At 63.5% G+C, this 24,118-nt stretch carries 26 protein-coding genes and 2 pseudogenes; 19 read left to right on the top strand and 9 right to left on the bottom strand.

Annotated features, from left to right (window positions below; genetic code table 11):
- Window positions 1-5 precede the first annotated feature (5 nt).
- The 13 genes and pseudogenes from ACRHIG_RS30770 (at window position 6) to ACRHIG_RS30710 (ending at window position 11,997) form a co-directional block, all read left to right on the top strand.
- Window positions 6-344 (top strand): P-II family nitrogen regulator, encoded by a 339-nt coding sequence (locus ACRHIG_RS30770; RefSeq protein ID WP_010393464.1) that lies wholly within the window; start codon window positions 6-8, stop codon window positions 342-344.
- Between the two features lie 11 nt (window positions 345-355).
- Window positions 356-1,894 carry an ammonium transporter gene (locus ACRHIG_RS30765; RefSeq protein ID WP_489628949.1) on the top strand — a complete coding sequence of 513 codons (1,539 nt, stop codon included), beginning with the start codon at window positions 356-358 and terminating at the stop codon, window positions 1,892-1,894.
- Between the two features lie 202 nt (window positions 1,895-2,096).
- Window positions 2,097-3,394, top strand: a pseudogene (gshA, locus tag ACRHIG_RS30760) (glutamate--cysteine ligase).
- A 96-nt stretch (window positions 3,395-3,490) separates the two neighbouring features.
- Window positions 3,491-4,447: a glutathione synthase gene (gshB, locus tag ACRHIG_RS30755; protein ID WP_489628948.1), complete on the top strand. Its 957-nt coding sequence runs from the start codon at window positions 3,491-3,493 to the stop codon at window positions 4,445-4,447.
- 14 nt (window positions 4,448-4,461) lie between these two features.
- The gene (locus ACRHIG_RS30750) at window positions 4,462-4,866 is read left to right on the top strand and encodes a PTS sugar transporter subunit IIA (protein WP_029496035.1); all 405 of its coding nucleotides are present in this window, start codon (window positions 4,462-4,464) and stop codon (window positions 4,864-4,866) included.
- 91 nt (window positions 4,867-4,957) lie between these two features.
- Window positions 4,958-5,227, top strand: a complete 270-nt coding sequence (locus ACRHIG_RS30745; RefSeq protein WP_010393142.1) for an HPr family phosphocarrier protein — start codon at window positions 4,958-4,960, stop codon at window positions 5,225-5,227.
- Between the two features lie 44 nt (window positions 5,228-5,271).
- Window positions 5,272-7,012 (top strand): annotated as a pseudogene (gene ptsP, locus ACRHIG_RS30740) (phosphoenolpyruvate--protein phosphotransferase).
- Between the two features lie 132 nt (window positions 7,013-7,144).
- Window positions 7,145-8,344, top strand: a complete 1,200-nt coding sequence (gene metX / locus ACRHIG_RS30735) for a homoserine O-succinyltransferase MetX (protein ID WP_489628947.1) — start codon at window positions 7,145-7,147, stop codon at window positions 8,342-8,344.
- Window positions 8,341-8,952 carry a methionine biosynthesis protein MetW gene (metW, locus tag ACRHIG_RS30730; protein WP_475416742.1) on the top strand — a complete coding sequence of 204 codons (612 nt, stop codon included), beginning with the start codon at window positions 8,341-8,343 and terminating at the stop codon, window positions 8,950-8,952. The genes metX and metW overlap by 4 nt, the downstream gene beginning before the upstream one ends.
- Window positions 8,952-10,211: an AmpG family muropeptide MFS transporter gene (locus ACRHIG_RS30725; RefSeq protein ID WP_475416743.1), complete on the top strand. Its 1,260-nt coding sequence runs from the start codon at window positions 8,952-8,954 to the stop codon at window positions 10,209-10,211. Before metW ends, ACRHIG_RS30725 begins: the two co-directional genes overlap by 1 nt.
- A complete protein-coding gene (locus ACRHIG_RS30720) occupies window positions 10,192-10,440 on the top strand; it encodes a hypothetical protein (protein ID WP_489628946.1) in 249 nt (82 codons plus the stop codon). Before ACRHIG_RS30725 ends, ACRHIG_RS30720 begins: the two co-directional genes overlap by 20 nt.
- A complete protein-coding gene (locus ACRHIG_RS30715) occupies window positions 10,416-11,093 on the top strand; it encodes a M48 family metallopeptidase (RefSeq protein WP_489628945.1) in 678 nt (225 codons plus the stop codon). The genes ACRHIG_RS30720 and ACRHIG_RS30715 overlap by 25 nt, the downstream gene beginning before the upstream one ends.
- A 1-nt stretch (window position 11,094) precedes the next feature.
- On the top strand, window positions 11,095-11,997 hold the full coding sequence (locus tag ACRHIG_RS30710) for a pseudouridine synthase (protein ID WP_489628944.1): 903 nt from the start codon (window positions 11,095-11,097) through the stop codon (window positions 11,995-11,997).
- Between the two features lie 140 nt (window positions 11,998-12,137).
- Here the strand turns inward: ACRHIG_RS30710 and ACRHIG_RS30705 are convergent, their stop codons facing one another.
- On the bottom strand, window positions 12,138-12,914 hold the full coding sequence (locus ACRHIG_RS30705; protein ID WP_436544100.1) for an exodeoxyribonuclease III: 777 nt from the start codon (window positions 12,912-12,914) through the stop codon (window positions 12,138-12,140).
- 109 nt (window positions 12,915-13,023) lie between these two features.
- Between ACRHIG_RS30705 and pyrE the strand changes: the two genes are divergently transcribed.
- Together pyrE and ACRHIG_RS30695 are read left to right on the top strand one after the other, a co-directional pair.
- Window positions 13,024-13,686 carry an orotate phosphoribosyltransferase gene (pyrE, locus tag ACRHIG_RS30700; RefSeq protein ID WP_475416746.1) on the top strand — a complete coding sequence of 221 codons (663 nt, stop codon included), beginning with the start codon at window positions 13,024-13,026 and terminating at the stop codon, window positions 13,684-13,686.
- Window positions 13,687-13,699: 13 nt separating this feature from the next.
- Entirely contained in the window at window positions 13,700-14,026 is a 327-nt protein-coding gene (locus ACRHIG_RS30695; RefSeq protein WP_489628943.1) for a low molecular weight protein tyrosine phosphatase family protein, read from the top strand.
- On the opposite strand, the gene ACRHIG_RS30690 is transcribed toward ACRHIG_RS30695, so the two are convergent.
- Both ACRHIG_RS30690 and ACRHIG_RS30685 read right to left on the bottom strand, forming a co-directional pair.
- Window positions 13,962-14,234 (bottom strand): GNAT family N-acetyltransferase, encoded by a 273-nt coding sequence (locus ACRHIG_RS30690; protein ID WP_475418344.1) that lies wholly within the window; start codon window positions 14,232-14,234, stop codon window positions 13,962-13,964. The genes ACRHIG_RS30695 and ACRHIG_RS30690 overlap by 65 nt on opposite strands.
- On the bottom strand, window positions 14,222-14,965 hold the full coding sequence (locus ACRHIG_RS30685) for a sulfite exporter TauE/SafE family protein (protein WP_489628942.1): 744 nt from the start codon (window positions 14,963-14,965) through the stop codon (window positions 14,222-14,224). Before ACRHIG_RS30685 ends, ACRHIG_RS30690 begins: the two co-directional genes overlap by 13 nt.
- 125 nt (window positions 14,966-15,090) lie before the next feature.
- On the opposite strand from ACRHIG_RS30685, the gene ACRHIG_RS30680 reads away from it, so the two are divergent.
- The 4 genes from ACRHIG_RS30680 (at window position 15,091) to ACRHIG_RS30665 (ending at window position 17,691) form a co-directional block, all read left to right on the top strand.
- Window positions 15,091-15,984: a LysR family transcriptional regulator gene (locus ACRHIG_RS30680; protein ID WP_070222806.1), complete on the top strand. Its 894-nt coding sequence runs from the start codon at window positions 15,091-15,093 to the stop codon at window positions 15,982-15,984.
- Between the two features lie 116 nt (window positions 15,985-16,100).
- On the top strand, window positions 16,101-16,874 hold the full coding sequence (locus tag ACRHIG_RS30675; protein WP_489628941.1) for an alpha/beta fold hydrolase: 774 nt from the start codon (window positions 16,101-16,103) through the stop codon (window positions 16,872-16,874).
- Between the two features lie 95 nt (window positions 16,875-16,969).
- A complete protein-coding gene (locus ACRHIG_RS30670; protein WP_070222801.1) occupies window positions 16,970-17,161 on the top strand; it encodes a YqaE/Pmp3 family membrane protein in 192 nt (63 codons plus the stop codon).
- Window positions 17,162-17,226: 65 nt separating this feature from the next.
- Window positions 17,227-17,691, top strand: a complete 465-nt coding sequence (locus ACRHIG_RS30665; protein ID WP_489628940.1) for a carboxypeptidase-like regulatory domain-containing protein — start codon at window positions 17,227-17,229, stop codon at window positions 17,689-17,691.
- A gap of 19 nt (window positions 17,692-17,710) precedes the next feature.
- On the opposite strand, the gene ACRHIG_RS30660 is transcribed toward ACRHIG_RS30665, so the two are convergent.
- The 6 genes from ACRHIG_RS30660 to gatC all read right to left on the bottom strand — a co-directional run bounded on the left by ACRHIG_RS30660 (window position 17,711) and on the right by gatC (window position 24,008).
- Window positions 17,711-18,748 carry an oxidoreductase gene (locus ACRHIG_RS30660; RefSeq protein ID WP_489628939.1) on the bottom strand — a complete coding sequence of 346 codons (1,038 nt, stop codon included), beginning with the start codon at window positions 18,746-18,748 and terminating at the stop codon, window positions 17,711-17,713.
- Between the two features lie 84 nt (window positions 18,749-18,832).
- Window positions 18,833-20,080, bottom strand: coding sequence for a TonB family protein (locus ACRHIG_RS30655; RefSeq protein ID WP_489628938.1), 1,248 nt, complete (start codon window positions 20,078-20,080; stop codon window positions 18,833-18,835).
- The gene (locus ACRHIG_RS30650; protein WP_489628937.1) at window positions 20,077-20,460 is read right to left on the bottom strand and encodes a BlaI/MecI/CopY family transcriptional regulator; all 384 of its coding nucleotides are present in this window, start codon (window positions 20,458-20,460) and stop codon (window positions 20,077-20,079) included. Before ACRHIG_RS30650 ends, ACRHIG_RS30655 begins: the two co-directional genes overlap by 4 nt.
- A 186-nt stretch (window positions 20,461-20,646) precedes the next feature.
- Complete coding sequence (gatB, locus tag ACRHIG_RS30645; RefSeq protein WP_489630898.1) at window positions 20,647-22,122, bottom strand: Asp-tRNA(Asn)/Glu-tRNA(Gln) amidotransferase subunit GatB; 1,476 nt, start codon at window positions 22,120-22,122, stop codon at window positions 20,647-20,649.
- A 45-nt stretch (window positions 22,123-22,167) separates the two neighbouring features.
- The gene (gene gatA / locus ACRHIG_RS30640; RefSeq protein ID WP_489628936.1) at window positions 22,168-23,652 is read right to left on the bottom strand and encodes an Asp-tRNA(Asn)/Glu-tRNA(Gln) amidotransferase subunit GatA; all 1,485 of its coding nucleotides are present in this window, start codon (window positions 23,650-23,652) and stop codon (window positions 22,168-22,170) included.
- 53 nt (window positions 23,653-23,705) lie between these two features.
- Complete coding sequence (gene gatC, locus ACRHIG_RS30635; protein WP_076568266.1) at window positions 23,706-24,008, bottom strand: Asp-tRNA(Asn)/Glu-tRNA(Gln) amidotransferase subunit GatC; 303 nt, start codon at window positions 24,006-24,008, stop codon at window positions 23,706-23,708.
- Between the last annotated feature and the right edge of the window lie 110 nt (window positions 24,009-24,118).

Raw genomic sequence — 24,118 nt, 5'->3', positions numbered from 1 at the left:
CTGCCATGAAAATGATTACTGCAATCATTAAACCGTTCAAACTGGACGAAGTACGCGAAGCCTTGTCGGCTATCAATGTGCAAGGCATTACCGTTACCGAAGTCAAAGGGTTCGGCCGCCAGAAAGGCCACACGGAACTCTACCGTGGCGCCGAGTATGTCGTTGATTTCTTGCCCAAGACCAAGATTGAAGCGGCCGTCGATGACGCCATTGTCGACCAGGCCATCGAAGCGATCGAAGGCGCGGCGCGTACCGGTAAAATCGGCGACGGCAAGATTTTCGTCTACAACCTGGAACAGGTCATCCGCATCCGTACCGGTGAAACCGGCAACGAAGCGCTCTAAGGGGAATATTGATGCGTAAAAATATAACAAAATTGCTAGCTGGGTTTGCCTGTCTGTGTGCGTTTGGCGTCGCCGCGCCGAGCTTTGCCGATGCCCCTGCCAAGACGGAAGCGGCCACGACCGCGGCCGTCGCCGCGCCCGCCGTCACGCCCGTGCCTGACGCAACGGCACCGGCTGCCGCCGTGCCGGCCCCGGCCGCTGCCGCGCCAGCCGCCGCGCCCGTCGCCAACAAGGGCGATACCAGTTTCATGATGATTTCCACCTTGCTGGTGATCTTGATGACCATCCCCGGCCTGGCCCTGTTCTACGGCGGTCTGGTGCGCTCGAAGAACATGCTGTCGGTGCTGATGCAAGTGTTCATGGTGTTCGCGCTGGTCATCGTGCTGTGGTGCATCTACGGCTACTCGGTCGCCTTCACGGAAAAAACCGCCTTCTTCGGTGGCTTCGACCGCCTGTTCCTGAACGGTATCTGGGACCCGGCCAAGGGCACGTTTGCCGCCGCCGCCACGTTCAGCAAGGGCGTCGTCATTCCCGAGTTCGTCTTCGTCGCCTTCCAGGGCACGTTTGCCGCCATCACCTGCGCACTGATCGTCGGTGCCTTTGCCGAGCGCGCCAAGTTTGCCGCCGTGCTGGCCTTCGTCGTCCTGTGGTTCACGTTTGCCTACCTGCCAGCGGCCCATATGGTGTGGTTCTGGACCGGTCCTGACCTGATCACCAATGCCGCCACCTCGGCCAGCGAAGCCCTGAAAGCGGGCTGGATCTGGCAAAAAGGCGCGCTGGACTTTGCCGGCGGCACCGTGGTGCACATCAATGCCGCCGTCGCCGGCCTGGTGGGCGCGATCATGATCGGCAAGCGCGTTGGCTACGGCCGCGAATCGATGGCACCGCACTCGCTGACGATGACCATGATCGGCGCTTCCCTGCTGTGGGTGGGCTGGTTCGGTTTCAATGCCGGTTCCTCGCTGGAAGCGGGCGACGTGGCAGCCCTGGCCTTCGTCAACACCTTGCTGGCCACTGCCGCCGCCACCCTGTCGTGGGTATTTGGCGAGTGGATCAGCAAAGGCAAGCCCTCCATGCTCGGTGGCGCATCGGGCGCCGTGGCCGGCCTGGTGGCGATCACCCCGGCGGCCGGCTTTGTCGGCCCGATGGGTGGTCTGGTCATCGGCTTGCTGGCCGGTATCGTCTGCCTGTGGGGCGTGAATGGTCTGAAACGCCTGATCGGCGCCGACGATTCGCTCGACGTGTTCGGCGTGCATGGCGTGGGCGGCATCCTCGGCGCCTTGCTGACGGGTGTGTTTGCTGCACCACAATTGGGCGGTCAGGGCATCTTCGACTTTGTCACCAACAAGATGTCGGCCGACCCGTACTCGATCGGCCATCAGGTATGGGTGCAGGCGCAAGCGGTCGGCACCACCATCCTGTGGTCGGCCCTGGTCTCCGTCGTCGCCTATAAACTGGTCGACATCGTCATCGGCTTGCGCGTACCGGAAGAAGAAGAGCGCGAAGGTCTCGACATCACCAGCCATGGCGAGCAAGCGTATCATGGCTAAATAACAATGATCTGGCATGCCAGCGCCCCGGCGCGGCGTGCCTTGTCTGAAAAGGCGCCTCATCGAGGTGCCTTTTTTCGTTGTGGGAATGGAAAAGGTCTTTAAAACAAGGCTTTTGCCCCGACTTGGGGTACTTACACGGTAATATAGTCGGCAGTTCTGTGTGCTTTTTGAATACTGCACATAATTTAAGGATGTAACTATGGTTCCCCATCTCGTCACGGCCCTGACCGGACCGCTGCTCGACCTCGAAAAAAGATTCTGGCCGCGACGCCGGCCATTGAGCGCTGGTTTCGCATGGAGTGGCAAGAGCACACGCCGCCCTTCTATTGCTCGGTAGACTTGCGCAACGCCGGCTACAAGCTGGCGCCCGTCGATACCAATCTGTTCCCTGGCGGTTTCCATAACCTGGCCACGGAAATGCTGCCCCTGTCCGTGCAGGCGGCCATGGCCGCCATCGACAAGTATTGCCCGGACGCCCGCAACCTGCTGATCGTGCCGGAATTGCACAACACCACGCCGCAGTACCTGCAGAACGTGGCGCGATTGATGCAAATCTTCCGCCAGACGGGGCTGCACGTGCGCTTCGGTTCGTGGTCGCCCGACATCACCCAGCCGACGCCATTGGCGTTGCCAGATGGCAACATGCTCGTCATCGAACCCCTCGTGCGCCTGAACAATGGCCGCCGCCTGGGTTTGAAGGATTTCGACCCGTGTACGATCCTGCTGAATAACGACTTGTCGGACGGCATCCCCGATATCTTGCAAAACATCCATGAACAAAGCCTGCTGCCGCCCTTGCACGCGGGCTGGGCCTTGCGCCGCAAGAGCAACCACTACACGGCCTACGATGAAGTGGTGAAAAAATTCGGCAAGATGATCGATGTCGACCCGTGGATGCTCAATCCCTTCCACGCCAAGTGCAGCGACGTCAATTTCCAGGAAGGCGAGGGCGAAGACGCGCTGGCCGCCAGCGTCGACGTGCTGCTGGCCAAGATCCGCAAGAAATACAAGGAATACGGCATCAAGGAAAAGCCGTTTGTCATCGTCAAGCCCGATGCGGGCACATATGGCACGGGCATCATGACGGTGCGCGACGCCAGCGAAGTGCGCGACCTGTCGCGCAAGCAGCGCGACAAGATGTCCATCGTCAAGGACGGAAAAGTGGTCACTGACGTCATCATCCAGGAAGGCGTGCCGACCTTCGAGAGCATCAAGGATGCCGTGGCGGAACCCGTCGTCTACATGATCGACCGCTACGTGGTGGGCGGTTTCTACCGCGTGCACGCGGAGAAGGGCGTGGACCAGAACCTGAATGCGCCCGGCTCGCAGTACGTGCCGCTGGCGTTTGCCCAGCAGCATGCCGTGCCGGACTTGAAGGCCAAGCCGGGTACGGCCGCGCCGAACCGTTTCTACGTGTATGGCGTGGTGGCGCGCCTGGCCTTGCTGGCCGCGTCGCTGGAAATGGAGCGCACGGACCCGAATCCCGAGGTGTATTGATCCCTCCCTGCAGCTTGCCGGGCGCGGTGACCACTGCGCCTGGCGATCTCGGCTAGAATCAAGCATTCCTTATCAGGCTCCCCGATTGGACGCACCATGAAAATTGCATTCCTTGCCGACCCGCTGGCAGGCTTCAAGACTTACAAAGATTCCACCTTCGCCATGATGCGCGAGGCGGCCAGGCGCGGCCACGCCGTCTACGCCTTCGAACAGAAGGACATGGCGCTGGAAGAAGGCATCGTCACGGCACGGGTAAACCACATCGAGCTGACGGGCGATGAACACGACTGGTACAAGGTCGTTTCCACCCAGGAAATGCGCCTGTCGGCGCTGGACGCCATCATCGAACGCAAGGACCCGCCGTTCGACATGGAATACGTGTACGGCACGTATTTGCTGGAACTGGCGGAAAAGCAGGGCGCCTGCATCTTCAACAAGCCGTCCGCCATCCGCGACAACAATGAAAAGCTGGCCATTGCCCAGTTTTCCGAATTCACGTCGCCGACCCTGGTGACGTCGGATGAGGCGCGCCTGCGCGCCTTCCACGCCAAGCACCAGGACGTCATCTTCAAGCCGCTCGACGGCATGGGCGGCACGGGCATCTTCCGCGTCAAGGCCGATGGCCTGAATCTGGGCGCCATCATCGAGACCTTGAGCGAGAACGGCGCGCAGACCATCATGGCGCAGCGTTTCATCGCCGACATCGTCAAGGGCGACAAGCGCATCCTCGTCATCGGCGGCAAGCCGGTGCCGTTTTCGCTGGCGCGCATCCCGCAGGCGGGCGAAGTGCGGGGCAACCTGGCGGCCGGCGGCACGGGCGTGGCGCAGCCATTGACGGCGCGCGACCTGGAAATCGCAGAAAAGCTGGGCCCCATCCTGGCCGCGCGTGGCCTGATGCTGGTAGGATTGGACGTGATCGGCGACTATCTGACGGAAGTCAATGTCACCAGCCCGACTTGCTTCCAGGAAATCATGCAGCAGACGGGTTTTGACGTGGCAGCCATGTTTGTCGACGCCGTCGAGCATGGCGTTGCGCAAGCGCAGCAGCGCTAGAAGGTGAAATGACTATGGTAGGGATTTTGCTCATGACACATGCACCGCTGGGACAGGCTTTCATCGCCGCCTGCGCGCATGTGTTTCGCGGGCCAACGGAACGGTTTGAAGCCATCGACGTCGTCGCCGATCAGGACCTGGCGGAAGTGCAAAAGCTGGCCTCGGAAGCCATCTGCCGCCTCGACGACGGCTCCGGCGTGCTGGTGATTACCGACGTGAAGGGCGGCACGCCGTCGAACTGCTGCAACAAGCTGGCCGATGCGGGCAGGGTGGAAGTCATCGCCGGCATCAGCCTGCCGATGCTGCTGCGCGCCATCACGTATCGCCGCGACACGCTCGACGTAGTGGTGGAGATGGCGCTGGCCGGTGCGCAAAGCGGCGCCGTGCGCGTCGATAACCGCATCCGCGTGGGCGAGTAAAGAGTGACATGGCCGCCGCCCTGAAGGCGGCGGGTTTTATAGCTAGGGCTGGCAACAATGCAGTGCATTCAGGGATAGAGACCATACAAAAATGATTCAAAAAGAACTCGAAATCATCAACAAGCTGGGACTGCATGCACGCGCCTCCGCCAAATTTACCCAGCTCGCCGCCAAGTTCAAGAGCGACGTCTGGCTGACCCGCAACGCGCGCCGCATCAACGCCAAGTCCATCATGGGCGTGATGATGCTGGCCGCCGGCAAGGGCGCGAAAGTGACCCTGGAAGCCGAGGGCGATGATGAGCAGGCATGTGTCGATGCGCTCACCGCCCTGATTAATGACAGGTTTGGCGAAGGCGAGTAATGCCCGCCGAACGCAGCCGCAGCCGCATTCCGACAGGTCAACCCATGGCATCTTTCACGCTCCACGGCATCCCGGTTTCCCGCGGCATCGCCATCGGCCGCGCGCATCTGCTGGCGCCGGCCGCCCTTGACGTCAAACATTACCTGGTCGCCCAGGAACAGATCGAAGCCGAAGTCCAGCGCCTGCAAAGCGCCATCGCCACCGTCCACAAGGAACTGCAGACCCTGTGGAACGAGCTGCCCAAGGATGCGCCTACGGAGCTGGGCGCGTTCATCGACGTGCATGCGCTGATACTGTCGGACCCGATGATTTCCGAAGCGCCGCTCGACATCATCCGCAAGCGCCATTACAACGCCGAATGGGCGCTGCTGACGCAGATCGATGAATTGTCGGCGCAGTTCGACGAAATCGAAGATCCGTACCTGCGCGAACGCAAGGCCGACATCCAGCAGGTGGCCGAGCGCGTATTGAAAGTCTTGCTGGGCACGGAACAGCTATTGCCCAAGGCCGCGGCCGAAGACGAATTGATGGCGCAGATGATCGTCGTCGCGCATGACATTTCTCCGGCCGACATGCTGCAGTTCCGCGACCGCTCCTTCATCGGTTTCATCACCGACGTGGGCGGGCAGAACTCGCACACGGCCATCGTCGCGCGCAGCCTCGATATTCCCGCCGCCGTCGGCATGTCGCAGGCGTCGATGCTGATCGAGCAGGATGACTGGCTGATCATCGACGGCGACGCGGGCGTCGTCATCGCCAACCCCAGCGCGCTGGTGCTGGAACAGTACCGCGAGCGCCAGACGGCCATGCAGCGCGCGCAAGAAGCTGGGCAAGCTGAAAAAGACGCCGGCCGTGACCAAGTGCGGCACGCCCGTCACCCTGCTGGCGAATATCGAATTGCCCGAAGATTGCGCGTTTGCGCTGGAGTCGGGCGCCAGCGGCGTGGGCCTGTTCCGCTCCGAATTCCTGTTCATGGGCCGCGCCCACAAGATTCCCACCGAGGACGAGCAGTTCGAGGCTTACCGCAACACGGTGCAGTCGATGAAGGGAAAAGTCGTCACCATCCGCACGCTCGACATCGGCGCCGACAAGCCGCTCGACCAGTCCGACCATACGGCCTTGAATCCCGCCCTGGGTTTGCGCGCCATCCGTTACTGCCTGGCCGAGCCGCAGCTGTTCCTGACGCAGCTGCGGGCGATTTTGCGCGCCTCGGCCTTCGGCAAGGTGCGCATCCTGATCCCGATGCTGGCGCATGCGTTCGAGATCGACCAGTCGCTGGCCATGATCGCGCAGGCGAAGGCCAGCCTGCGCGAGGAGGGCGTCAAGTTCGACGACGAGGTCGAAGTGGGTGCCATGATCGAGATTCCGGCCGCCGCGCTGGCGCTGCCCATGTTCGTCAAACGCATGGATTTCCTGTCGATCGGCACGAACGATCTGATCCAGTACACCCTGGCCATCGACCGGGTCGACTACGAAGTGGCGCATTTGTACAATCCGCTGCATCCGGCCGTGCTGCAGCTGATCTCGATGACGATCGCGGCCGGTCACAAGGCGGGCATCGACGTGGCCGTGTGCGGCGAGATGGCGGGCGACGTGAAGCTCACGCGCTTGCTGCTGGGCATGGGCTTGCGCGAGTTTTCCATGCATCCGGCCCAGCTGTTGGCGGTCAAGCAAGAGATCCTCAACAGCGATCTGGGGCTGATTGCGCCACAAATGCGCAAAATTATGCGTTCCATGGAACCAAATGTGATCGCGGAAGCCGTCCATCAACTTCAGCTCATGTAAACTGTCACCTTAGGCATCAGGACACATCGCGCGCGGCAAGAGGTGTCCTGATGTTAAAGTTGCAGTACCTATCATCGCGGTGCTGCATCGACCATGGCCCGTGGGGCCGCCCCCTTTTATAAACCGACACACATGTCATCCATTGGAATCGTTTCGCCGCAAACCATGTATTTTGCGCAACCCCTGCAGCTGCAAAGCGGCGCATCGCTGCGGGACTATATGTTGATGTATGAAACCTACGGCACCCTGAACGCCGACAAATCGAACGCGGTGCTGGTCTGCCACGCCCTGAACGCCTCGCACCACGTGGCCGGCGTCTACGCGGACGAACCGAAGAGCACGGGCTGGTGGGACAATATGGTCGGTCCCGGCAAGCCGCTCGACACGGACAAATTCTTCGTCATCGGCGTCAACAACCTCGGCTCCTGCTTCGGTTCGACGGGCCCCATGCACACCAATCCCGCCACCGGCAAGCCGTATGGCGCCAGCTTCCCCGTCGTCACGGTGGAAGACTGGGTCAGCGCCCAGGCGCGCCTGGCCGATGAACTGGGCGTCAAGCAGTTCGCCGCCGTGATGGGCGGTTCGCTGGGCGGCATGCAGGCGCTGGCGTGGAGCATCATGTTTCCCGAACGGCTGCGCCACTGCGTGGTGATCGCCTCGACGGCCAAGCTGTCGGCGCAGAACATCGCCTTCAATGACGTGGCGCGCCAGGCCATCCTGTCCGACCCCGATTACCGGGGCGGCGATTTTTATGCGCACGGCGTGGTGCCGAAGAACGGCTTGCGCGTGGCGCGCATGGTGGGCCACATCACGTATCTGTCGAACGACGACATGGCCGAGAAATTCGGCCGCAAGCTGCGTGACGCGGCGCAGACGGGTGACTACAAATTCGGCTTCGGCATCGATTTCGAGATCGAATCGTATCTGCGCTACCAGGGCGACAAGTTCTCCGAGTACTTCGACGCGAACACCTATCTGCTGATCACCAAGGCGCTCGACTATTTCGATCCGGCGCGCGCGCATGGCGGCGACCTGGCCAAGGCCCTGTCGGGCACCAAGGCCAAGTTCTTCCTCGCCTCGTTTTCCACCGACTGGCGCTTCTCGCCCGAGCGCAGCCGCGAGATCGTCGAGGCGCTGGTGTGCAACCGCCGCCAGGTCACGTATGCGGAAATCGACGCGCCGCACGGCCACGACGCCTTCCTGCTGGAAGATCCGCGCTACATGAACATGGTGCGCGCCTATTATGGCCAGGTCTGGAACGACATCGGGGCGGGCGCGCCCGCCGCAGTACAGAACACCGCCGTCCGCCAGGGCGCGAAGGAGACAGCATGACTTTTGACGAATTGAGCGCGCTGCGCCCCGACCTGGCCTTCATCGCCCACTGGGTGCCGGACAACGCGCACGTGCTGGACGTGGGTTGCGGCGAAGGCGTGATGCTGCAGTACCTGCAAAGCGACAAGGAGTGCAGCGGTTACGGCATCGAGATCGCCGACGACAAGGTGCTGGCCAGCACCCTGCGCGGCGTGAACGTGATCCAGCAGGACATGGAAAAGGGCCTGGCCATCTTCGGCGACAACAGCTTCGATACGGTGCTGTGCCTGTCGTCGCTGCAGATGATGAAGCAGGTCGAGCCGCTGCTGCGCGACATCGTGCGCGTGGGCGCCGAGGCCATCGTCTCGTTTCCCAACTTTGCCTACTGGCCGCACCGCGTGGCACTGCTGAAAGGCCGCATGCCCGTGTCGAAGTCGCTGCCTTACCAATGGTACGACACGCCCAACGTGCGCTGCGCCACCATCAACGACTTCCGCGAGCTGGCCGAGGAATGCGGCCTGGAAGTGATCGACTGCGTGGCCCTGGCCGAAGGCAAGATGGTCTCCGTGCTGCCCAACCTGCGCGGCGACCTGGCCGTCTTCCGCCTGCGTAAAAAAGCGGTGCATTGATGAATGTCAGCCCGGCGCCAGGATGGCGTTCCTATGCCAATGGCCGCATGCTGGCCGTGCTGGTGCTGGGCTTCAGTTCCGGCCTGCCCCTGTTCATCCTGCTGTACCTGCTGCAGGCATGGCTGGCCAAGTCGGGCTTGAACGTCAAGGCGCTGGGGCTGTTCGCGCTGGTGCAGTTCCCCTACATCTGGAAATTCCTGTGGGCGCCCCTGATGGACCGCTACCGCATCCTGGGACTGGGACGCCGGCGCGGCTGGATGGCGCTCACGCAAGTGGCGCTGTTCTTTTCCATCGGCGGCATGGGCATGCTGGACCCGCTCACGCAGATCGGCCTGATCGCGGCCGCCGCCGGCGGCGTGGCCTTTCTGTCGGCCAGCCAGGACATCGTCATCGACGCCTATCGGCGCGAAATCCTGTCCGATAACGAACAGGGCCTGGGCGCGGCCGTCATCGTCAACGCGTATAAAGTGGCGGGCATGGTGCCGGGCGCGCTGTCGCTGATCCTGGCCGACCGCATGCCGTGGCAGCCCGTCTTCTGGATCACGGCCGCCTTCATGCTGCCGGGTCTCGTGTGCACTTTGCTGATCAGGGAGCCGACCGTGTACGGCTCGCCGCCGAAGACGATGCGCGAAGCGATCATCCTGCCGTTCCAGGAATTCATCGCGCGCGATGGTTGGCGTAACGCAATGTGGATCCTCGCCTTCGTATTACTCTACAAGATCGGCGACAGCATGGCGACGGCGCTGGCGACGAAGTTTTATCTGGACCTGGGTTTTAGCATGACGCAGATCGGCCTGGCCGCCAACACCACGGGTTTCTGGGCCAGCCTGGCCGGTGGCGTGGTGGGCGGCGTGTGGATGCTCAAGCTGGGCATCAACCGGGGCCTGTGGGTATTTGGCGCGCTGCAGGCGATCGCCATTCTGGGCTTTGCCTGGCTGGCGCAGGTGGGACCGAATACCATGCTGCTCAGCGCCGTGATCGGCTTCGAAGCCTTCGCCAGCCTGGGCCTGGGCGCGGCCGCCTTTGTCGCGTTCCTGTCGCGCACCACGGACCCGCGCTACACGGCCACGCAATATGCCCTGTTTTCCAGCCTGAGCGCCGTGCCGCGCACCCTGATCAATGCCTCGGTGGGCTTTCTGGTCGCCGAGCTGGGCTGGTTCTCGTTTTTCATCGTGTGCTTCTTCCTGGCCTTTCCGGCCATGATGATGCTGCCTAAAATCGCTCCATGGAGGTCTGCCAATGGCACCAATATCCCTTAAACGTTACACCGTCCTGGCCAGCCTGTGCGCGGCCACCGCGCTGGCGCCCCTGTCCGTCCACGCCCAGCAGGCGACGGTACAGGATGGCATCGAGGTGCGTCCCTTGTCGACGTCGCGCATCTTTGCCGGCGGCGCCGATTTCAATGCACAGTCGAAGCAGCAGTATATGCAGCTGGTCAACGAGGCAAAGGAAAAAATGCGCTGGTGCCCGACAGTGACCCGCAAGTGAAACGTCTGCGCGCCATCGCCCAGCGCATCATCCCGTTCGCCACGCGCTGGAACGAGGCGGCGGCCAGCTGGAACTGGCAGGTCAACCTGCTCAACTCGGACGAGGTCAACGCCTTTTGCATGCCGGGCGGGCAGATCGCTTTTTACAGCGGCATCATCAGCAAGCTGAATCTGACCGACGACGAAGTGGCCATCGTCATGGGCCATGAGATTTCCCACGCCTTGCGCGAACACTCGCAGGCGCAGGCGGGCAAGGGTAACTTGGCCGCCGTGGGCGCCAAGCTGGCCGGCGCGGGCCTGTCGGCATGGCTCGGCGTTGACCCGAATCTGACCAGTACCGCCACGAATATGGCGGCGAAGGGCGTGATGCTGAAGTTTTCGCGCGACGACGAGCGCGAAGCGGACCTGATCGGCATGGATCTGGCCGCGCGCGCCGGTTTCGACCCGCGCGCCGGCGTCATCCTGTGGCAGAAAATGGCGGCAGTGAGCAAGGGCGCGCCGCCGGAATTCCTCTCGACGCACCCGTCGGGCAAGGACCGCATCTCGCAGATGAACAGCCACATGGCGCAAGTGCTGCCCCTGTATGCGCGCAGCAAGGGCGTCAGCGTGGACGCCTTGCCGCCGTACCGCAGCAACGCCATCGCGCAGCGCTAGGATGGCCAAGCGTCACGCCGCCGCACCGTTGCCCATGCGCGACGGCGTGGCAGCCAGCTACCTGTGGCTGCCGGAGGGGCAGTGGCCGGACATGCTCGCCTTCCTGGTCGAGCGCTACCCGCACATCAGCGCCGCGCAATGGCGGGACCGCATGGCGCGCGGCGAAGTGGTCGATGGCGACGGCGCCGTGCTGACGCCTGACAGCGCGTACAAGCGCGGCATGCGCATTTTTTACTACCGCGAGCTGGAACGGGAAACGCCGATCCCTTTTCACGAGGAGATCCTGTTCCAGGATGAGCATCTGATCGTCGTCGACAAGCCGCATTTCCTGCCCATGACGCCAGGCGGGCGCTTCGTGCAGGAGACCTTGCTGACGCGCCTGAAGAAAAACCTGGACTGCGCCGAGCTGACGCCGATCCACCGCCTCGACCGCGAGACGGCCGGCGTGGTGATTTTTTCGCGCCAGATCGCCAGCCGTGGGGCTTATCAGTCGCTGTTCCAGCGCCGCGAAGTGCGCAAGACGTACGAGGCGCTGGCGCCCGTGCTGGCGGGCCGCGATTTTCCATTCACCTACCGCAGCCGCATGGTCGAGGGCGCGCAGTTTTTCCTCATGCGCGAGGAAGCGGGCGAGCCGAATTCGGAAACCGTCATCGACGTGATCGAAGAGCGCGGCGGCGTGAATCTGTACCGCTTGCAGCCGCACACGGGGCGCAAGCACCAGCTGCGCGTGCACCTGGCATCGCTGGGCATCCCCATCGTCAACGATGCGTTTTACCCGGTGGCGCTGCCGTGCAAGGAAGACGACATGTCGCAGCCCTTGCAGCTGCTGGCGCGCGCGATCGAGTTCACCGACCCCTTGAGCGGCGAGGCGCGCCATTTTGAAAGCCGGCGCATGCTGGCATAACCAGACACCCCCATTGATTGGCGCGTCAACCATGTTGTCGGATTACGGCCCTGCGGCCCTAATCCGACCTACGCCAGATCGGGCGTAGGTCGGCTTAGCGCGAAGCGTGTAAGCCGACAACACCCGCGACGTGTCAAAGATCAGCCCTTGAGCGTGTAGTCGATGATCAGCGGCGCGTGATCGGAAAACCGCTCGTCCTTGTAGACGCTGACCGTATGCGCCTGGGCCGCGATGCCTGGCGTGGCGACGTGGTAATCGATGCGCCAGCCCACGTTCTTCGCGTAGGCTTGTCCGCGGTTGCTCCACCACGTGTATTGGTCTTCGCGCTTGTCCAGGCCGCGGTGCACGTCGACGAAGCCCACTTCGTCGAAGACGCGTGTCAGCCATGCGCGCTCTTCCGGCAGGAAGCCGGAATTCTTCTTGTTGCCCTTCCAGTTTTTCAGGTCGATTTCATGGTGGGCGATGTTCCAGTCGCCGCAGATGACCACTTCGCGGCCCAGCGCCTTCAATTCCAGCAGGTGCGGCAGGAACAGTTCCATGAAGCGGAACTTGGCTTCCTGGCGCTCCGGGCCGGACGAGCCGGAGGGGCAGTACACGGAAATGACGGACAGGTTGCCAAAATCACAGCGCACGTAGCGGCCTTCGGCGTCGAATTCGGGGCTGCCGAAGCCGATATGCACGGCGTCCGGTTCCACCTTGCTGTACACGCCCGTGCCGGAGTAACCCTTTTTCTCGGCATAGTGGAAATGGCCATGGTAGCCGTGCGGGTTGAGGAATTCAGGCGTCATGTCGGGCAGCTGCGCCTTCAATTCCTGCACGCAGATGAAATCGGCCGTCTGCGTGCCCATCCAGTTGAAAAAGCCTTTTTTGGCGGCGGAACGGATGCCGTTCAGGTTGGCGGAGATAATTTTTGGCATAGGTCGAAAGTGAAAAGGGCGCTGGACGGGGCCGGCGGGCGCGGCATGGCGATTGTCTCGCCGCTGCGCGCGGATTAAAATACAGGCACTTTTAAAAAATGAGGCTAATGTGAATAATTTACGCCAGCAGTTTATCGCGTTTTCAGTATCCAAGGGAGTCTTGCGGTTCGGCGAGTTCACCACCAAGGCCGGGCGATCATCGCCGTACTTCTTCAATGCGGGCCTGTTCCACGACGGCGCCACCCTGGCCGAGCTGGCGCAGTTCTACGCGCAGACCCTGCTCGACTCGGGCGTGGAGTTCGACATGCTGTTCGGCCCCGCCTACAAGGGCATCACCCTGGCATCGGCCACCGCCGTGGCGCTGGCCGGCAAGGGCCGCAACACCTCGTTCGCCTTCAACCGCAAGGAAGCCAAGGACCATGGCGAAGGCGGCACCATCGTCGGCGCCAAGTTGCATGGCAAAGTTGTCATCATTGACGATGTGATCTCGGCCGGCACCTCGGTGCGCGAATCGGTGGACATGATCCGCGCCGCCGGCGCCGAGCCATGCGCCGTGCTGATCGCCCTGGACCGCATGGAGCGCTCGGGCCCGGACGGCCAGCTGTCGCCAAGTTCGGCGGTGCAGGAAGTGTCGAAACAGTACGGCATCCCCGTCATCTCGATCGGCAACCTGGACGACTTGTTCGGCTACCTGAACGGCGCGGGCGCCGATCCGGAACTGCTGAAACATAAAGAAGCTGTCTCCGCCTACCGCGCGCGCTACGGTATCTAAGGCTCAGGCGCGCTTGAACGTCCTGTTCGTTTGCAGCCGCAACCAGTGGCGCAGTCCCACGGCGGAGCGGGTATGGCGCAGCCATCCCGCCCTGTCCGTGCGTTCGGGCGGCACCAGCTCGAACGCGCGCCATCCCGTCAATGCGAATGACCTGGCCTGGTGCGAGGTGATTTTCGTGATGGAGGAGAAGCACAAGTCGCGCCTGCGCGCGCAGTTTGGCCGCCTGCTCGAGCACAAGACCATCCACGTGCTCGATATCCCCGACGAGTATCAATTCATGCAGCCGGAACTGGTCGAGCAGCTCGAACTGTCGGTCGCGTCCATTCTCGGCCTCGATTGACCCAGCGCACCTGCGCATAGCGCCGCTGGATTTCGCGCATCAATGCCCTGGCCACGCCGCGATGGCGAAACGGCGGTTTCACGAACAGCATATTGAGCGTGGCTTGCGCCCCGCAGGGACTGAAATCGAGCATGGCCACCTGCTGCCCGTCGATGCAGGCCGACAGCGCATGCTCTCCCAAAGCCGTTACTTGGATCACGCCAGCCATGGTTTGACCACCGCATGCAGGCCCAGGGCGAACAGGCCGATAAAAAAGCAGCGCTTGAATACCAGCTGCGCGATGCGTCCGCGCAGCCATTGACCGGCCAGCATGCCGGCCAGCGCCGGCAGCAGCGCATACGCGGAAGCGCCGGCTGCGCCCAGGCTGAAGTCGCCGTGCAGGGCCAGGCTGGCCGCCAGCGCCACGGTCGATGCCGTAAAGGCCAGGCCCAGCGCCTGCACCAACGCATCGCGCGCCAGGCCCAGTCCCTGCAGATACGGCACGGCGGGGATCACGAACACGCCCGTGGCGGCCGTCACCAGTCCCGTCGCCGCGCCCGCCAATGGCCCCAGCCACGCTTCGTGCCGCGCCGGTACGCGCAGCTGCAGCGAAAACAGGCCGGCCAGCGCGTACAGCATCAGCACCACGCCCAGCGCGACGCCGGCCCAGGCACCGCTGTCGGCCGGCAGCAGGGCGCCGCCCGCCACGGTAGCGGCCATGACGCCCGCCAGCATGGGCCACAGGCGCCGCAGCAGGGCGCGCAGGCCGGGGCCGGCCGCCAGCTGCCAGACATTCGTCACCATCGACGGCACGATCAGGAGGGCCGCCGCCTGCACGGGCGGCATGACGAGGCTGAGCGTGCCCATGGCCACCGTCGGCAAGCCCAATCCGACTACGCCCTTGACGAAGCCAGCGACGAGGAAGCTGGCCCCGACGGCCAGCAGGAATGACGTCTCCATTTTTTCTATTCCACAGTGAATTGCGTGGATTCTGCGCGCGCTGGGCGGTTTCGCCAAGGTGGATTATTTTGAGTCAGCCTCAGTAAAATACGAAGGCTGGTAAGATGGTGAAAAGGGGAGCCGCCATGCGCTTTGATCTGGTCGATTTGCAGCTGTTCGTCAACGTGGTGGAAGCGGGCAGCCTGACGGCGGGCGCCGCGCGCAGCCATCTCGCCTTGGCGTCGAGCAGCGCGCGCGTGCGCGGCATGGAAGAGATGCTGGGCATGCCCCTGCTGCTGCGCGGGCGGCGCGGCGTGGAGCCGACGCCCGTGGGCCAGACCTTGCTGCATCACGCGCGCCTCGTATTGCTGCAAATGGAGAAAATGCGTGGCGAACTCGGCGAATTTGCACGCGGCTTGAAAGGGCAGTTGCGCCTGCTGTGCAATACGGCCGCGCTCAGCGAATTTTTGCCCGAGGCGCTAGGCGCTTTTCTCGACCGTCATCCGAACCTGACCATCGACCTGGAAGAGCGCCTCAGTTACGATATCGTCAAGGCCGTCTCGGAAGGGCTGGCCGACATGGGCATCGTGTCCGACTCGGTCGACATGCGCGGCTTGCAGACGTTTCTGTTCCGCCCCGACCGGCTGGTGGTGATCGCCGCGGCCGACGGCGTGCATCACCGCGCCCTGGGCCAGGATGGCGTCGTCGCGTTCTCCACGCTGCTGGATCACGATTTCATCGGCCTGGCCGACGACAGCGCGATGCAGCAGTACCTGGGCATGCATGCGGCGCGCCTGGGACGCCCCTTGAAGGTGCGCGTGCGCCTGCGCAGCTTCGATGCCGTGTGCCGCATGGTGGCCAGCGGCGTGGGCATCAGCGTGGTGCCGCTGGCGGCGGCCAGCCGCTGCCAGCAGACGATGGCGCTGCGCTGCCTGGAATTATCCGATCCCTGGTCGGTACGCAATCTGACGATCTGCGTGCGCCAGTTCAGTGAATTACCCCTGTATGCGCGCCAGTTGATCGATCATCTGAAGGCGTGACAGGGCATGACAGGAGCAGCGATGCGTTTTTCAGAAGACAAGATGGCCAGCCTGCTGTGCAGCGACCGGGTCGAGCGGCCCATCCACATCTGGCAGCCGCCACAGCCCCGCGCGCCGTGATCCTGGCGATCCACGGCGGCATGGCGCATGCGGGCGACTACGTCACGCCGGCGCTATACTTCCGCCAGCACGGCATCGCCACCGTCAGCTTTGACATGGTGGGCCACGACGGCAAGCGCAAGGTCGACATCCCCTCGTTCGACGCCTTCCTCGACGACGAGGAGCTGTTCCTCGCCTGGGTCAAGCAGACGTATCCGGGCGTGCCCGTATTCGTCATGGGCCACTCCATGGGCGGTCTGATCGCCACGCACCTGGGGCTGTGGCGCTTTGCGGGCGACCCGGCCATCAAGGGATTTGTGATTTCATCGCCGTATTACGTGAATGCGATACCCGTGCCGAAGGTGCTGCAGATGCTGTCCGGCTGGCTGGCGCAGCGCTTTCCGACGATGAAAGTGCCGCTGGGTAACCTGACCATGTTGCTCACGCATGACCAGACCATCACCGCGCGCCATTTTCAGGACGAGCGCGATGGCATCCGCGCCAGTGCCGCGTCGGTGCGTTTCGCCCATGCGCTGACGTCGGCGCAAAAGGCGCTGGCGGGCGGCTTGTCAGACTGGCGTTTCCCCCTGTTCGCCGCGGTGGCGGGCGACGACAAGCTGGCCGACAGCCGCGCCACGGAAAGCCTGCTGCGCAGCGTGCCCGATGGCCTGCTCGACTATCATTTTTATCCGGCCAACTATCACGAGAATTTCAATGAGGTGAACCGCGAGGCGATCTTTGCCGCCATCCTGGCCTGGATGGAAAAACTGCTGGCACCCGTGCAGGCGTGAGGGCCGGGTATCGTTATAATCGGATTAACTGAATTTACCGCCGGCGCATGCCGGCCCGGTCCCCGCGGCACAGGGGAATACTCAAGGAACGAACGATGCGCTTGCTGATTGCCCTGTTACTCCCATGGCTGACCTTTTTCACGATCGGCCGTCCGATCGCCGGCATCATTTGCCTGATCCTGCAAATTACCCTGATCGGCTGGCTGCCAGCGACGATCTGGGCCGTATATGCGCTGAGCCAGTACAAGACGGACCAGAAGATCGCCGACGCCATGCGCCGGCGTTGATGTGGGGCTAAGTCCTGTTTAAGCTGCGCTTCCTATCTTGATTCAACCGACATGAGGAGAGTGAGATGGCATTGAACAGATGCGGTACCCTGGGCTTGGCGGCGGCGATGCTGGCCGCCGGGCTGTTGCTGGGAAGTGCGGCGCAGGCGCAAACCGACGGCGCACTGCCGCCCGTGCAGAAGAGCGGGGCGGTGGAGTACCTGAGCGGCGGCATCGGCCTCGATGAGTCGACGGCCATCAAGAGCGCCAGCCGGCATTGGCCTTTGAGTCTCGTGTTTTCCGTGCAGGCGGCGGGCAAGGCGGAATTTGCCTCCGACGTGAAGCTGGAAATACGCGACGCCAAGGGCGCTCCGGTGCTGGATGCGACGGCCAGCGGCCCCTTCCTGCTGGCGAAACTGCCGCCGGGCAGCTACAGCCTGCGCGCCACCCTGGCGGGCAAGACGCTGGAGCGCAAGGTGCAGGTCAAGGCGGGCAGTTCCGCGCGCGTGGAGCTGGTCTGGCCGGCGGGAACGAACCAGGGCCGGCCTTGATGCGGCGACGGCAGCCCGATCAGCTCACCGCCAGCACGCGCCCTTCGGCGGCGCTTTGCAGCGCCAGTTCGATCAGGCGTATCGTCGCTGCCGCATCCTCGGCCGCCACGGGCGCCGGTGCGCCGTGGCGGATGGCGTCGGCCATGCCCTGGTAAAAGTCCTGGTAGCGGCCCGCCTGCATTTCGAGGTGTTCGCAATGGCCGTCCGGCTGCGTGTCCAGGTGCAGCGCGCCGCGCACGGGGTCAACGCCCCAGCCGGGCTGGCCCGGCCTGCCGCCCGCCTTCAGGGCATCTTCCTGCGGATCGAGGCCGAATTTCACGAAACTGCCCTTGTCGCCATGCACGGCGAAGCGCGCCGTCGGCGCCTTCACCAGGCAGCCCGCTTGCAGCACCACGCGCAGCCGCTCGTAATACAAAACGATGTGCATGTAGTCGACGGCTTGCGCGCCATCGCGCTGCAGGACGATATCGGCATACAGTTTTTCCGGCTTGCCGAACAGCTGCATGGCCTGGTCCAGCATGTGCGGACCCAGGTCGTACAGCAAGCCGCCGCCCGGCGCGCCGGATTCGCGCCAGCGCTGGCGGATCTCGGGGCGGAAACGGTCGAAGTGCGATTCGACGCTGGCGATGCGCCCCAGGGTGCCTTGCGCCAGCAGCGCTTTCAGGGTCAGGAAGTCGCCATCCCAGCGCCGGTTGTGATACACGCTGAGCACCAGCTGGCGCTCTTTCGCCAGCGCGATCAGGCTCTGTGCTTCGGCGCTGGAAATGGTGAAGGGCTTGTCGACCACCACGTGCTTGCCCGCTTGCAGGGCCGCTTGCGCCAGGCTGAAATGCGCCTCGTTGGGTGCGGCGATGACGACCAGTTCGATGGATGGATCGGCAAACAGCTGCGCCGCTTCCGCATACACGGCCGCGTGCGGCCAATCCTTGTGCACGAGCTCGGGCTTGCTGGAGGCGACGGCCGCCAGTTCCAGGGCATCGATGGTGGACAGGACGGGAGCGTGGAAGGTGGAGCCGGCAAAGCCGTAGCCGACCAGGCCGGTTTTGATCTTGTTCATGGCGTGTTCACAGGTGCGTGGAAGAATCCATGATCATACCCGCAAGCGGCGGCGGTAGCGCTGCTGCCTGCCGCCGCGCAGACATTAGTTCAGGCGCCAGACGTATTGCACCTTGACGCTGGCGCTGACCGGCTTGCCGCCAGCGAGGGCCGGCTTGAACGTGCACTTGGCGATACCGCTGCGCGCCGCCTCGTCGAGGGCTGGATGGCCGCTGCTCTTGACCACGCTCGAACCCGTTACCTTGCCGGCGGCACTCACGTCAAAGGACATGTTGACCGTACCCTCTTCCTTCGCCTGCAGCGATGCGGCCGGGTAGACCGGTTTGCCGCACACGCCAAAGTCGATGACGGGGCGGCGCTCCAGTACGGGTGCGCTGTCGGCGGCGACGGCCTGGCCGTAGATGCCGAGGCAGGCGCCGGCCAATGCCAGCAGCGGTACGGCCGCCTTCCAGTTCAGGGCTTGTGGTGCGGGGTGCAGCAATCGTTTGATACGTGACATAAGATCTCCTCCGTTGGCCGCCTGGGCCAGGTGGTGGGTTGAGAACTGGAGACGTTCCAGTTCCGAGAGTGCAAGAGCCAGACGCCGCGGTTCGCCCAGTTGTCTTGCTGCGAAATCATCTGCAATATGTTCGCGTTCGAGGCGCACGCCGCGTGAAATCCACCAGACGGCAGGGTGGAAGAACAGCAGCGCCTCGATGGCGTTTTGCAGCAGGTTGAGCAGATAATCGTGGCGCCGGATGTGCGCCAGTTCATGCGCCAGCAGCGCATCGAGCAGGTGCGGCGGCATGCCGGTAAGCAGCGCCGCGGGCACCAGCACCATGGGGCGCCAGATGCCGGCCGTGAGCGGACTGGCGATGTTGTCGAGCACGCGCAGCCGCACGGGCCGCGCCACGCCGGCATCGTGCGCCATGCGCGACAGCCTTGTCTGCAGTTTTGCATGCGCGGTGCCCGTGTTCCTGGCGCTGCGCTCTATCCACAGCATGCCCAGCGCCATGCGCACGGCCAGCACGGCGGCGCACAGGGCCCACACGCCGACGACGGCGCGCAGCAGCAGCTCCAGGTCGGGCAGGCTGTCGGGCGCCAGCAGGGCGGCCGGCAGCAAGGCGCTGGAGAACAGCGCGCCCGTCGCATCGGCCCCGGCCAGGCGCAGATACAAGCCCGCCGCCGGCCATGCCAGGCAGGTCAGCAGGGCGCCGCAACCGACGGCGTAGCGCGCCTCGGGACGCGCATTGCGCAGGGCCGCCCACGCCAGCGCCGTGGCGCAGCCGATCAGCAAGCCTTGCCACAGGAAGTGCAGCAGGGTCCATCCCAGCGCCGGCACGAAGCCGTTCATGATGGATCGTCCTTGAGCATTTTTTCGATTTCCTCGCGTTCGGCGCGCGACACGCCCGTGCGCAGCGCCGCCAGCACCAGCGCCTTGGCTGAACCGGCGAAGGCCTTCTGCATCAATTCCTTGAGCAAATTCGTCTGCAGGCTGTCCTGGGCCTGGGCCGGCGCATACACGTGCGAGCGCTGGCTTTCGTCGCGGATCAGCAAGCCCTTGCCATGCATGATCTGCATCAGGCGCAGTACGGTGCCATAGGTGATGGCCGGCTTGGCCAGCGCCATCGCCTCGTGCACCTGCTTGGCTGTGGCGGCGCCCAGCGGCCACAGCGCCTGCAGCAGATCGAGTTCGGCTGCCGTTGGTTTCGGAATGTCGTGCGTCTTGGTCATGCGGTTTTCCTCTTGCCTGAAATTCAATAGGGCTAGATTAAACCTTGTAGACAAAAATGTATACTTTAATTTTCAGTAGCGTATAAACGCCCGTCAGGCGTGACATGAAACGTAGACAAGCTTGTTTATGAAGAGATCCGACAGGCGAAAAAGACGCCGCAGCGTCTTTTTTGGGGCGAGTGAAAATTATCCCGCCAGCTTGGCCTTCAGCAGTTCCGTCAGCTGGGCCGGGTTGGCCTTGCCCTTGGACGCCTTCATGGCCTGGCCGATCAGCGCATTGATCGCCGCTTCCTTGCCGGCGCGGTACTGCTCCACCGACTTGGCGTTGGCCGCCAGCACTTCATCGACGATGGCTTCCAGCGCGCCCGAGTCCGAGATCTGCTTCAAGCCCTTGGCGTCGATGATGGCGTCGACCAGGTGCTCGTCGCTCGATTTCGCTTCCCACATGCCGGCGAAGACTTCCTTTGCTGCCTTGTTCGAGATCGTGCCGTCGGCGATGCGCTTGAGCATGGCTGCCAGCTGCGCGGCGGAGACGGGGGAGTCGTCCAGGTCCACGCCTTCGCGGTTCAGGGTCGACGACACGTCGCCCATCAGCCAGTTGGCGGCGGCCTTGGCGTTTTCCTTGCCGGCCTTCTCGACCACGGCGACGAAATAGGTGGCCATGGCCTTCGACTGCGTCAGCACCAGCGCGTCGTAGTCCGGCAGCGCGTATTCGCTGATGAAGCGGGCGCGCATGGCGGCCGGCAGTTCCGGCATCGATGCCTTGACCGTGTTAATCCATTCTTGCGAGATGACCAGCGGCGGCAGGTCCGGGTCCGGGAAGTAGCGGTAGTCCTGGGCGTCTTCCTTGCTGCGCATTTCGCGCGTTTCCTTGCGGTCCGGATCGTACAGGCGCGTCGCCTGCACGACCTTGCCGCCGTCCTCGATCAGTTCGATCTGGCGGCGCACTTCCACGTGCACGGCTTCCTCGATGAAGCGGAAGGAGTTCAGGTTCTTGATCTCGCAGCGCGTGCCGAATTCCTTCTGGCCGACGGGGCGCACGGAGACGTTGACGTCGCAGCGGAATGAGCCTTCCTGCATGTTGCCGTCGCAGACACCCAGCCACATGACCAGCGAGTGCAGGGCCTTGGCGTAGGCCACGGCTTCTGCGGCGCTGCGGATTTCCGGCTCCGAGACGATTTCCAGCAGCGGCGTGCCGGCGCGGTTCAAGTCGATGCCGCTCATGCCGGCATAGTCTTCATGCAAGGACTTCCCGGCGTCTTCTTCCAGGTGGGCGCGCGTCAGGTTCACCGTCTTGGTGACGAATTCGCCATCCTTTTCGTAGCCGAAGGTCAGGGCGCCGCCGATGACGACGGGGTCCTCGAACTGGCTGATCTGGTAACCCTTGGGCGAATCGGGATAAAAATAGTTTTTACGGGCGAAGACCGAGTGCGGCGCGACGGTGGCGCCCACGGCCAGGCCGAAGCGGATCGCGCGGTCGACGGCTTGCTTGTTCATCACCGGCAGCACGCCCGGCAGCGCCAGGTCGACGGGGCTGGCCTGCGTGTTGGCTTCGGCGCCGTACTTGATCGGCGAACCGCTGAAAATTTTGGATTCGGTCGTGAGCTGCACGTGGTTCTCAAGACCGATGACGACTTCCCATTGCATAGTGTTCTCGCTTATTTTTTAGTGGCGCCGCCTGGGCGGCGCGAATTTTTCTTAATTTTCTTAAATGCCGGCAGGGCTGCGCGTATGCCAGTCCGTCACTTGCTGGAACTGGTGGGCCACGTTCAGCAGCTTCGCTTCGCCAAAATAATTGCCGATGATTTGCAGGCCGACGGGGCGCTTGCCATTCTTGTCTCCTGCGCCGAAGCCGCACGGTATCGACATGCCGGGCAGGCCGGCCAGGCTGGTCGACAGGGTGTAGATGTCGGCCAGGTAGTTCGCCACCGGGTCGTCCGTCTTGTCGCCCAGGTCCCAGGCGACGGTCGGCGCGACGGGGCCCATGATGACGTCGCAGACGGCGTCCGGGCCATTCAGCACGGCGTCGAAATCCTGCGCGATCAGGCGGCGGATCTTTTGCGCCTTCAGATAGTAGGCGTCGTAGTAGCCATGGCACAGCACGTAGGTGCCGACCATGATGCGGCGCTGCACTTCCGGGCCAAAGCCCTGGGCGCGCGACTTCTTGTACATGTCTTGCAAGTCCTTGTACTCGGCCGCGCGGTGGCCGTAGCGCACGCCGTCGTAGCGCGACAGGTTCGACGATGCTTCGGCCGGGGCGATCATGTAATAGGCGGGAATCGACAGGGCCGTATTCGGCAGCGAGATGTCGACCAGGGTGGCGCCCAGCTTTTCATACTGCGCCAGCGCGCCGCGCACGGCCGCTTCCACGTCCTTGGCCAGGCCCTCGCCGAAGTACTCGCGCGGCACGCCGATGCGCAAGCCCGTCAGGGGTTGCTCCAGGTCGCGCGAAAAATCTTCCGCCACGCCGCCCTGTTCCGGCGACAGGCTGGTCGAGTCGCGTTCGTCGAAGCCGGCCATGGCGGTGAGCAGCAGGGCGCAGTCTTCGGCCGAGCGGGCCATCGGGCCGCCCTGGTCCAGCGACGAGGCAAAGGCGATCATGCCGAAGCGCGAGACGCGGCCATACGTCGGCTTGATGCCGGTGATGCCGCAGAAGGCGGCTGGCTGGCGGATCGAGCCGCCCGTATCGGTGCCGGTGGCCGCCGGCGCCAGGCCGGCCGCGACGGCGGCGGCCGAGCCGCCGGACGAGCCGCCCGGCACGGCCGTCTTGTCCCACGGGTTCTGCACGGCGCCGAAGGCCGAGTTCTCGTTGCCGGAACCCATGGCGAATTCATCACAGTTGACCTTGCCCAAGGTGACCATGCCGGCCGCCTGGAATTTTTCCACCACGGTGGCGTCAAACGGGCTGGCGTAGTTGGCCAGCATTTTCGAGCCGGCCGTCGTGCGCCAGCCTTTCGTGACGAACAAGTCCTTGTGCGCGATCGGCACGCCCGTCAACGGCGTGGCCGTGCCGGCGGCGATGCGCGCATCGGCGTCGGCAGCTTGCGCCAGGGTCAGGGCACGGTCGACGTGCAGGAAGGCGTTCGAGTTGTCCGCTTCGATGCGGTCGAGGAAATGCGTCGCCAGTGCAACGGCGGAAATTTCCTTGTTCTGCAAAAGCGTGGACAGCTGTTTGATGGATTTTGTATGCATGGCGTTTCTATTTTGATATTCGGCAAGAAGGCGGGAACGGCGCAACGGCGTGTTTATTCGATAACCTTGGGCACCAGGTACAGGCCATCCTGTACCTTCGGTGCCACGGCCTGGTAGGCGTCGCGGCGATTCGTTTCCGTGGCGACGTCCTCGCGCAGGCGCAGGGCGATATTGTCCATGTGGGCGGCCAGCGGGTGGCTCAGGGGCGCCACGCCATCGGTATTGACGGCTTGCATTTGTTCGGCCAGTGCGAAAATCTTGTTCAATTGGGCCAAAGACGTGACGGCCTGGTCGTCGGCCATTTCAAGTTGGGCCAGGTGGGCGATGCGTTTTACGTCGGAGAGTGTCAGGGACATGGCGAATGGCGCGGAGTGCCGCGCATTAGTATTAAGTTGGCGTTTTGATAAAACGCGGGTATTTACTGCTATTTTGCTCACAAAAATCGAGGAATGCCGCGTAACTCGCG

It is taken from the genome of Janthinobacterium sp. C22 (assembly GCF_057919405.1).
Note: the sequence above shows the minus strand (reverse complement) of the source record. Positions and strands in the feature narration are given on the sequence as shown.

Coding starts and splice junctions, on each gene's coding strand:
- ACRHIG_RS30725 (WP_475416743.1), top strand. CDS start 8,952: ATGAATGTCAGCCCGGCGCCAGGATGGCGTTCCTATGCCAATGGCCGC.
- ACRHIG_RS30745 (WP_010393142.1), top strand. CDS start 4,958: ATGATTCAAAAAGAACTCGAAATCATCAACAAGCTGGGACTGCATGCA.
- gatC (WP_076568266.1), bottom strand. CDS start 24,008: ATGTCCCTGACACTCTCCGACGTAAAACGCATCGCCCACCTGGCCCAA.
- metX (WP_489628947.1), top strand. CDS start 7,145: ATGTCATCCATTGGAATCGTTTCGCCGCAAACCATGTATTTTGCGCAA.
- ACRHIG_RS30660 (WP_489628939.1), bottom strand. CDS start 18,748: ATGAACAAGATCAAAACCGGCCTGGTCGGCTACGGCTTTGCCGGCTCC.
- ACRHIG_RS30770 (WP_010393464.1), top strand. CDS start 6: ATGAAAATGATTACTGCAATCATTAAACCGTTCAAACTGGACGAAGTA.
- metW (WP_475416742.1), top strand. CDS start 8,341: ATGACTTTTGACGAATTGAGCGCGCTGCGCCCCGACCTGGCCTTCATC.
- ACRHIG_RS30720 (WP_489628946.1), top strand. CDS start 10,192: ATGGCACCAATATCCCTTAAACGTTACACCGTCCTGGCCAGCCTGTGC.
- ACRHIG_RS30705 (WP_436544100.1), bottom strand. CDS start 12,914: ATGCCAAAAATTATCTCCGCCAACCTGAACGGCATCCGTTCCGCCGCC.
- gatA (WP_489628936.1), bottom strand. CDS start 23,652: ATGCATACAAAATCCATCAAACAGCTGTCCACGCTTTTGCAGAACAAG.
- ACRHIG_RS30665 (WP_489628940.1), top strand. CDS start 17,227: ATGGCATTGAACAGATGCGGTACCCTGGGCTTGGCGGCGGCGATGCTG.
- ACRHIG_RS30655 (WP_489628938.1), bottom strand. CDS start 20,080: ATGAACGGCTTCGTGCCGGCGCTGGGATGGACCCTGCTGCACTTCCTG.
- ACRHIG_RS30685 (WP_489628942.1), bottom strand. CDS start 14,965: ATGGAGACGTCATTCCTGCTGGCCGTCGGGGCCAGCTTCCTCGTCGCT.
- ACRHIG_RS30710 (WP_489628944.1), top strand. CDS start 11,095: ATGGCCAAGCGTCACGCCGCCGCACCGTTGCCCATGCGCGACGGCGTG.
- ACRHIG_RS30765 (WP_489628949.1), top strand. CDS start 356: ATGCGTAAAAATATAACAAAATTGCTAGCTGGGTTTGCCTGTCTGTGT.
- ACRHIG_RS30680 (WP_070222806.1), top strand. CDS start 15,091: ATGCGCTTTGATCTGGTCGATTTGCAGCTGTTCGTCAACGTGGTGGAA.
- ACRHIG_RS30750 (WP_029496035.1), top strand. CDS start 4,462: ATGGTAGGGATTTTGCTCATGACACATGCACCGCTGGGACAGGCTTTC.
- ACRHIG_RS30650 (WP_489628937.1), bottom strand. CDS start 20,460: ATGACCAAGACGCACGACATTCCGAAACCAACGGCAGCCGAACTCGAT.
- gshB (WP_489628948.1), top strand. CDS start 3,491: ATGAAAATTGCATTCCTTGCCGACCCGCTGGCAGGCTTCAAGACTTAC.
- ACRHIG_RS30670 (WP_070222801.1), top strand. CDS start 16,970: ATGCGCTTGCTGATTGCCCTGTTACTCCCATGGCTGACCTTTTTCACG.
- ACRHIG_RS30690 (WP_475418344.1), bottom strand. CDS start 14,234: ATGGCTGGCGTGATCCAAGTAACGGCTTTGGGAGAGCATGCGCTGTCG.